This window comes from Streptomyces sp. 8K308 (assembly GCF_004348315.1).
In the GTDB taxonomy this organism is placed as follows: Bacteria; Actinomycetota; Actinomycetes; order Streptomycetales; family Streptomycetaceae; genus Streptomyces.
On record NZ_SMKC01000325.1, the window covers coordinates 1 to 7,784 of the forward strand.

Annotated in this window: 4 protein-coding genes and 2 pseudogenes; 4 read left to right on the top strand and 2 right to left on the bottom strand. The window is 70.5% G+C overall.

The annotated features are described in order from the left end of the window. Both E1265_RS29875 and E1265_RS29880 read left to right on the top strand, forming a co-directional pair. Nucleotides 1–2,612, top strand: a pseudogene (locus E1265_RS29875) (glycoside hydrolase family 3 C-terminal domain-containing protein); the annotation flags it as partial. A 239-nt stretch (nt 2,613–2,851) separates the two neighbouring features. Continuing rightward, nucleotides 2,852–4,398, top strand: a pseudogene (locus tag E1265_RS29880) (glycoside hydrolase family 43 protein). 476 nt (nt 4,399–4,874) lie between these two features. On the opposite strand, the gene E1265_RS29885 reads toward E1265_RS29880, so the two are convergent. Then, on the bottom strand, nt 4,875–5,852 hold the full coding sequence (locus E1265_RS29885) for a glycoside hydrolase family 6 protein (protein ID WP_132934111.1): 978 nt from the start codon (nt 5,850–5,852) through the stop codon (nt 4,875–4,877). A gap of 323 nt (nt 5,853–6,175) precedes the next feature. Between E1265_RS29885 and E1265_RS29890 the strand changes: the two genes are divergently transcribed. Continuing rightward, a complete protein-coding gene (locus tag E1265_RS29890) occupies nt 6,176–7,186 on the top strand; it encodes a LacI family DNA-binding transcriptional regulator (protein ID WP_132934112.1) in 1,011 nt (336 codons plus the stop codon). A gap of 131 nt (nt 7,187–7,317) precedes the next feature. Here E1265_RS29890 and E1265_RS29895 read toward each other — a convergent pair whose 3' ends face one another. Then, nucleotides 7,318–7,617, bottom strand: a complete 300-nt coding sequence (locus E1265_RS29895) for a hypothetical protein (RefSeq protein WP_132934113.1) — start codon at nt 7,615–7,617, stop codon at nt 7,318–7,320. Between E1265_RS29895 and E1265_RS29900 the strand changes: the two genes are divergently transcribed. Then, a partial coding sequence (locus E1265_RS29900; protein WP_279571475.1) for a sigma factor occupies nt 7,616–7,784 on the top strand: 169 nt, incomplete at its 3' end. The genes E1265_RS29895 and E1265_RS29900 overlap by 2 nt on opposite strands.

The following is a 7,784-nucleotide window of genomic DNA, read 5'->3' on the forward strand; positions in this document are numbered from 1 at the left end:
GGGGAGGCGGTGGGCCGGGAAGTGCGGGCGATGCGGGAGGAGGACGCGCGGGTCGGCTTGAATGTGTGGTCGCCGGTGGTGAACCTGCTGCGGCATCCGCTGTGGGCCGGAACGAGGAGGGTTACGCCGAGGACCCGCACCTGACCGCGGCGCTGGCCACGGCGTACACCCGCGGCCTACGCGGAGACCACCCCCGCTACTGGCGTACCGCCCCCCTCCTCAAGCATTGGCTGGCCCACAACCACGAGAAGGACCGCGACACCGCCTCCACCTCGGTGCGGCCGCGGGTGCTGCACGAGTACGAGCTGCCGGCGTTCGCCGGGCCGGTGCGGGCGGGGGCGGTGGTCGGCGTGATGCCGGCGTACAACCTGGTCAACGGCCGCCCGAACCACCTCTCGCCGCTGCTGGCGGGCCAGTTGCGTACCTGGAGTGACCGGCCGTTGGTGGTCTGCTCCGATGCCTACGCCCCCAGTAACATCGCCGGATCGCAGGGCTATTACCCCTCCCACGAAGAGGGCCTGGCAGCGGCGTTGCGGGCCGGCGTTGACAGTTTCACCGATGCGGAGGAGGAGACCGTCGGCCGCCTCACGCGTGCCTTTGAGCTAGGGCTGATCACCGAGGCCGACATCGATGCGGCGGTGAGCAGGCTGCTTGCGATGCGGTTCGATCTGGGCGAGTTCGACGAGATCGACGACCCGGAGCAGACCTTCGGGCCCGCGTTTGACACCCCCGAACATCGGGCGCTGGCGCTGGAGGCGGCCGAGCAGACGGTGGTGCTGCTGAAGAACGACGGGCTGCTGCCGCTGCGTCCGGGCGTGCGGCTGGCGGTGGTCGGGCTGCTGGCGGATGAGGTGAAGCTCGACTGGTACGCCGGGTCGCTGCTGCACCGCGTCAGCCCGCTTCAGGGTCTGCGTGAGCATCCGTCCGTGGCGTCGGTCGACTACGCCGAGGGCACCGACCGGGTCCGGCTGCGTTGCGCCGCCGGCTGGGTGACGGTGCCCCAGGCGCCGGAAGCCCGGGAGGATGAGGGGGTGACGGCGGCGCTGGACCAGGCGCTGCTGAGCGGCCCCACCGACCTGCCGCCGGTCACCATCAGCGGCCAGGAGGACCAGGCGAGTGTGCTGGACCTGATCGACTGGGGCGGTGGCGTGCTCACCCTGCGCGCGCCCAACGGCCGGTACCTGTCCGTGGCCGACGACCGGTATGTGCGGGCCTCCGCGACGCAGCCCGGGGGCTGGGTGGTCAAGGAGACGTTCCGGCTCGAACCGCACGACGACGGCCACCTCCTGCGGCACCTGGGCAGCGAAGGCTACGTCTGTGTGACCGCCGACGGCCTGAAGGTCACCGACGTGGAGGGCGAGGGCGAGGTCTTCATCGTCGAGAACAGCGAGCGCGGCGAGGAGGCGGTGGCCCGCGCCGCCGCCGGAGCCGACGTGGTGATCGTCGTCGCCGGCAACGACCCCCACATCAACGGCCGCGAGACCCAGGACCGCGACACCCTGGCGTTGCCGCCCCACCAGGAACGGCTGTGGAAAGCCGCCCACGCCGCCAACCCCGACACCGTCCTGGTCATCACCTCCTCCTACCCCTACGCCGTCCCCGAAGCCGACACCGCCCTGCCCGCGCTGCTGTGGACCGCCCACGGCGGCCAGGCCGCCGGCACCGCCCTGGCCCGGATCCTCACCGGCGACGTCTCGCCGGCAGGCCGCCTGCCCCAGACCTGGTACACCGGCGACGACCAGCTGCCCGCCATGCTCGACTACGACCTGATCGCCTCTCGCACCACTTACCTGTACTTCGACGGCACCCCCCTCTACCCCTTCGGCCACGGCCTGTCCTACACCGCCTTCGCCTACGCCGACCTCACGATCAACCTTCAGGGGGACGAGCTGACCGCCGAGTTGACCGTCACCAACACCGGCCCGCGCTCCGGCGACGAGGTGGTCCAGCTCTACGTCCGCGCCACCGCTCCCAGCGTGCCTCGCCCTCACCGCCAGCTCATCGCCCACCGCCGCATCAACCTTCGCCCCGGCCAGGCACAGCGCCTGACCTTCACCATCCCCGCCCATGAGGCGCTGGGGTTCTGGGACGTCGCCCACTCCCGCTGGACCATCGAACCTGGCACCTACCAGATCCAGGCCGGCGCCTCCAGCGACGACATCCGTGCCTCGGGCACGGTGACCGTGGACGGCGACCCCATCCCACCACGCCCGGTGATGAGCGCCGGACTGGCCGCGGCCGACTTCGACGAGTCCCACGACATCGAGCTGGTCGACTACAGCCAGACCTCCGGCGACTCGGTGACGCCAGCGAGCGACGACGCACCGGGCGAACTAGTCTTCCGCTGCTGCGACTTCGGCCCCGACGGTCCCGGAACGGTCGTCGTCGCCGCCGCCGTCGGCGGCCGGACTTCCGCCAAGGTCGAGCTGCACGTGCCAGGCACCGCGTTCCGGGCCACGCTCCCCGTCCCGGACACCCATGACCGCTACAGCTACACCACAGTTCGGGAGCCACTCGTTGACGCCCCCACCGGGATCCGCGACCTGCACGTCACGCTCCGCGGCGGCGTGCGGCTGCACCACATCGAATTCACGGAGTCATCCACTGGGTGATGCCCGGCGTCGCGAAGCCTGGCTGTCATGGCCTGGGACGGCCCTGAGCGGCGTTGCGGAGGGCAACCACGCCAGAGACGTCGTGCACACACTGTTCGCCGCCGGCTGTGTCTACACGCTCTCCGCGATGCCCGCCAGAACATCGCCGACGCGGGACCGAGAGGGACACACCGCCACCGTCCTGAACACCACCTCCCACCAACCGCACCGACCCGGCACGCTCGCACGAAGCGAAAGCAGTGGATGACGTTGTCAGAACAGCCGCAAGCGCCAAAACCGTCGCCAACCCCGTGATCCCCGGATTTCACCCGGATCCCAGCGTCTGCCGCGTCGGCGACGACTACTACCTCGCGTGCTCCAGTTTCGAGTACTTCCCCGGCGTGCCCGTCTTCCACAGCCGCGACCTGATGCATTGGACGCAGATCGGCAACGCTCTGGACAGACCCGGCCAACTGCGACTGCTGACCACGGAGTCATCCGGCGGCGTGTACGCGCCCACGCTGCGCCACCACGACGGCCGCTTCTGGTTGATCACCACCAACTTCAGCGACGGGGGCACCCTGCTTTTCACCGCCACGGATCCAGCGGGGCCCTGGTCCGATCCGATCCGGGTCCCGGGCGTCACCGGCGTCGATCCCGACCTCGCGTGGGACGACGACGGTAACTGCTGGTGCGCCTACGCCGGCGAGGGAGGGATCCAGCAGGTACGCATCGCCCCCCACACCGGAGAATCGTTCGGTACGCCGCGACGGCCGTGGTCCGGAACCCCCGGCGCCAAGGCCCACGAGGCACCCCACCTCTACCGGATCGGTGACTACTGGTATCTCCTCATCGCCGAGGGAGGCACCGAGCGGGGCCACGGCGTCGCCATCGCCCGCGGTCCTGCCCCCGACGGCCCGTTCGAGCCGTGTCCCACCAACCCGTTCCTCACCCACCGCAGCACCGACCACCCGATCCAGAACACCGGCCACGGCGATCTCGTGCAGGCGCCTGACGGGTCCTGGTGGATGGTGCTGCTCGGGGTGCGCCCCAGCGGCGGCACCCCGGGCTGGCACGTGCTCGGACGCGAAACCTACCTGGCACCCGTGCGATGGGCCGACGGCTGGCCTCTGGCAGGTGCCGTGCCGCAGGTCATGGCCCCTCCCCCCTGGCCGCTCCGCCCGGTCGCGACACCCCAGGTGCGCGAGGACTTCGACAGGGGCGACCTGCGTCCGCAGTGGGTGTCGCTACGCTGCCGACGCGAAGCGGAGTGCACCACGAGGGAACGCCCCGGATGGCTCACCCTGCGCGTGAACGGCGGGTCACTGGACGACCTGAGTCTCACGTGGGTGGGCCGACGGCAGCAGCACCTGTCATGCCGGGTCCGGGCCCTGATCGACCCCGGCGAGGGGCGAGGCGGCCTCGGTATACGTCTGGACGAGCGACACCACTAGGCGATCGAGGTGGCCGGCACCGAGGTGAGCGTCCTGGCCAGGAACGGGCCTGTCCGCTCCACGGTCGCCGCGCACACCGTGGCTGCCGGGCCCGTGGTCCTGCGCCTCGAGGTCACGACCGCCGAAGAGACGGGCCCCCTGGCGGGGCCCGACACGGTCACGCTTGGCGTGGAGGACACAGCCGGCGTCTTCACGGCGCTCGCCTCGCTCGACGGCCGATACCTGGCGACCGAGGTAGCCGGTGGTTTCACCGGACGGACGATCGGCTGTTCGCGGCGGAGTGCGCCGTCCATTTCGCCTGGTTCGACTACGAATCAGGCGATTGGAGTCTGTCTCGTGACGGTGATTGGTGACGGTAGCCGGCTCTGCCAAGTGGAGGGCAGGAGCGCGAGTGGACATCGTGGCGATCTTGGGCGCGCTCGCGGGGCAAGGAGCGACTGCACTGGTCACGGCGGACGGTGAGCGGATGCTGGAGGTTCTTGTCCGTGGACGTTCGTCGCCAGCGGTGAGGCCTTGCGGGCGGTCGGCATGTTTTCCCGGAGTGAAGCGGCTCAGCCGGTGAGCGCAAGATCGCGTGCGGACGACGCCGCTGGTCGCCCAAGAGGTGGCGGCCTGGGGCCAGTCGGTGAAGCTGGCGTGGGCCAGCCCCCGGTCGCCCCTGGTGCCGACCCTGGTGAGGAAGATGCGTCGGGCCCCGTCCTCGTCTTGGACCACGGAGGGGTCCTTGGCCGCTCAAGCCGAACTTCACCGTGACACCGGCTCCGAGCCGCACCCCGCCGACCTCGGCGTCGGTGGGGTGTGCCGGCGCCGAGGCGGCTGTCCTGAGGTGTCAGTAGCCGTAGACCATCCGGTAGGCGACTTCCGGCAGGAACTGCCCGGCGGTGGAGCCGGATCCGACGCCGCAGTTGCCGTCGGACTCACCCGGGGTCTTGATCCACAGGAGCATTTCGGCGCCGCTGCCTCCCTGTTGGGTGGGCGTGCCGATCCTGCGGCCGGCAGGGTTGCACCACTCGCCGTTGGAGCCGTTGCCGTTGCGGCTGGTGTCCACGACGAACGGCCTGGTGTAGCCGTGACGCTGGCGCAGCGCCTGGTTGACGCTATTGGCGTAGGACGCGTTCTCGTCGGTGCGGAAGTAGTTCGAGACGTTGAGGGAGAAGCCCCTGGCCAGGTTGAGGCCGGACGCGTTGAGTCGATCGGCCATGGTCGAGGCGTCGATCCAGCCGGGGTTGCCCCCGTCGAGGTAGACCCAGGCGTTCGGCGCGGTGGACCGGAACTGGGAGAGGGCGTTGATGAGCATGTTCTGGCGCTCGACGATCTGAGCCTGGGACATGCAGCTGTAGTCGCCGAGGGCGTCGGGTTCCAGCACGACGACGGCCGGGCGGCTGCCTATGCCGCTGGCGAAGGCGGCGATCCAGCTGGCGTACGCGGAGGGGGACGGGGCCCCGCCCCCCGAGTGCCCGCCGCAGGCGTCGCGGCCGTACATGTTGTAGGCGACGAGGAGCGGCAGCTTGTCGGCGGACTGGGCCGCGCCGACGTAGGAGTTGACGGCGGAGCGGATGTCGCCGCTCCAGGAGCCGAACCAGCGGGCCATGGGGGTGTTGGCGATGGAGTTGCGGATCGCGGAGGCCCGTCCGTCACCAGGGTTGGCGGCCGCCCAGACGGCGGGGCTGGAGTTGGGGTCGACGTAGAAGCCGCTGGTCATGGCGAGCGGGTTGGACGCCGGTGCCGCCTGCGCGGACGGCGACGACGTCAGCAAGAGCGGCAGGGCGAGGAGGGCTGCGACCGCCCCGCGTAAGAGCTTGCGCACGGATGTACCTCACTTCGTGGAGGGCTGGAAGCGCCACGCGGCTCTCGTCCTGAGCCTGTGATGGCGCCGGGCTGCGGCACCACAGGCGCGAGTGGCGCGTCGGGACGTGCCGCGGTTTTTGGGAGCGCTCCCAATTCACAGAGCGCCCCGAGGTGGCTCCCCCGGTATGGTGTGTGCGCTGCTGAACACTGTCAAGAGGTGCCGCAGGGCTACTCCTGGCGGGTGCAAGGTGGGAGACTTGGTGGGGCCATAACTGGAAGCGCTCCCAGTTACCTGGGGGGAAAACGCCCCGGGGGGTGCGGCGAGGAAAGGTCCCGCGATCCATGACGGATGTGCCGCGTCGGAAGCCCACGCTTGACGAGGTGGCGGAGCGTGCCGGCGTCTCCCGTTCTGCGGCCTCCCGGGTGCTCAACAACGCGCCGCACGTCAGGCGTGACAAGCGCGAGGCTGTCCTACGTGCCATCAGGGAGCTCGACTACGTGCCGGACACGACCGCGCGGGCGCTGGCGACCCGTCAGCGGGGCGTGGCCGCGCTCGTGATCTCGGGGGAGTCTCCGTCGATCTTCGCGGACCCGTTCTTCGCCAGGGTGATCGTCGGTGCGTCCGCCGCCCTGGAGGTGGCCGACCTGCATCTGATGCTGTGTCTCGCGGCCACCGATCGCAGTCGACGGCGGCTGGAGGAGTTGCTCCGTGCTCGTGGCGTCGACGGCGTCATGCTGATGGCGGTGCGGGAGGACGACCCCGTGCTGCGGATCGCCGGGGAGACGGAGCTCCCCGTGGTCTTCGGCGGGCGCCCGGTGGGTTTCGAGCCGTCGTGGTACGTCGACGTCGACAACGTCGGCGGTGCGCGGCAGGCCACGGAGCACCTGATCGCCCGTGGGCGGAGGCGGGTGGTCATGATCTGCGGGCCCCTGGACGCTCAGGTGAGCCGAGCGCGTCACCGCGGCTACCGAGAGGCCATGATCCTTGCCGGTCTTGAGCCGCTCCCTCCGGAGTGCGGCAACTTCACCCGGCTCAGCGGCGCCGCTGCGATGGCCGAACTGCTGAAGCGCCACCCGGATCTCGACGGGGTCTTCGCCGCGAACGACAACATGGCGGCCGACGCCCTGCGTGCGCTGCGTGGCGCGGGTCGGGCGGTCCCCGGCGATGTCGCGGTGGTGGGCTTCGACGACCTGGACATCGCGGAGATCACCGAACCATCGCTGACCACGGTCCACCAGTCCATCCAGGACCTGGGTCACGAGATGGCGCGGCTGCTCGTCCGGCTCATCGCCGGCGAGGAACCCAGCTCCCTGATCCTGCCCACCCACCTGGTCACGCGCTCCAGCACCTGATCGGCACGGGCTGCCCGGGGAGCGCGGCGGCCCGGTTTCGCCGGCCTCGCCCGGAGACGAGCACTCGATGCGGGCGGCCCGGTTTCGCCGGCGATCGTCATGGAAGCGGGTGCGGTTGGTGTGAGGGGGGTTCAGGACGGGTCGTGGTGTGTCCCTCTCGGTCCTGCGTCGGCGATGATCTGGCGGGCCTCGGCGGGGATGTCGCCGGGGGTGAAGACGACGGTGCCCTCGACGGTGTTGCCGCGTTCGCCGGTGACCAGGCCGGTGATGGCCGGGTTGGTGGCGTGGTTCCGGGTCAGGGTCTGGTCGCCGGTGCGGTTGCCGTTCTGGTTGTTGGCGTGCGCCCACTGGCCCGCGGTGTTGAGGAAGACGTTGCGGGTGGCGGTGAGGTAGGCGTTCCACGGTGGGCGCCGGGCGGGAGCGTGACCCATGGCGGCCACACCGGACGACAGCCACGTGACGGGCGGGGAGGCGACGCGGCTCTTCGTCGACCACCGCGAGTTGCTGTTCTCCGTCGTCTACAACATGCTCGGCAGCGTCGCCGACACCGAGGACGTGCTCCAGGAGACCTGGCTGTCCTGGGCCGGCAAGAACCGCC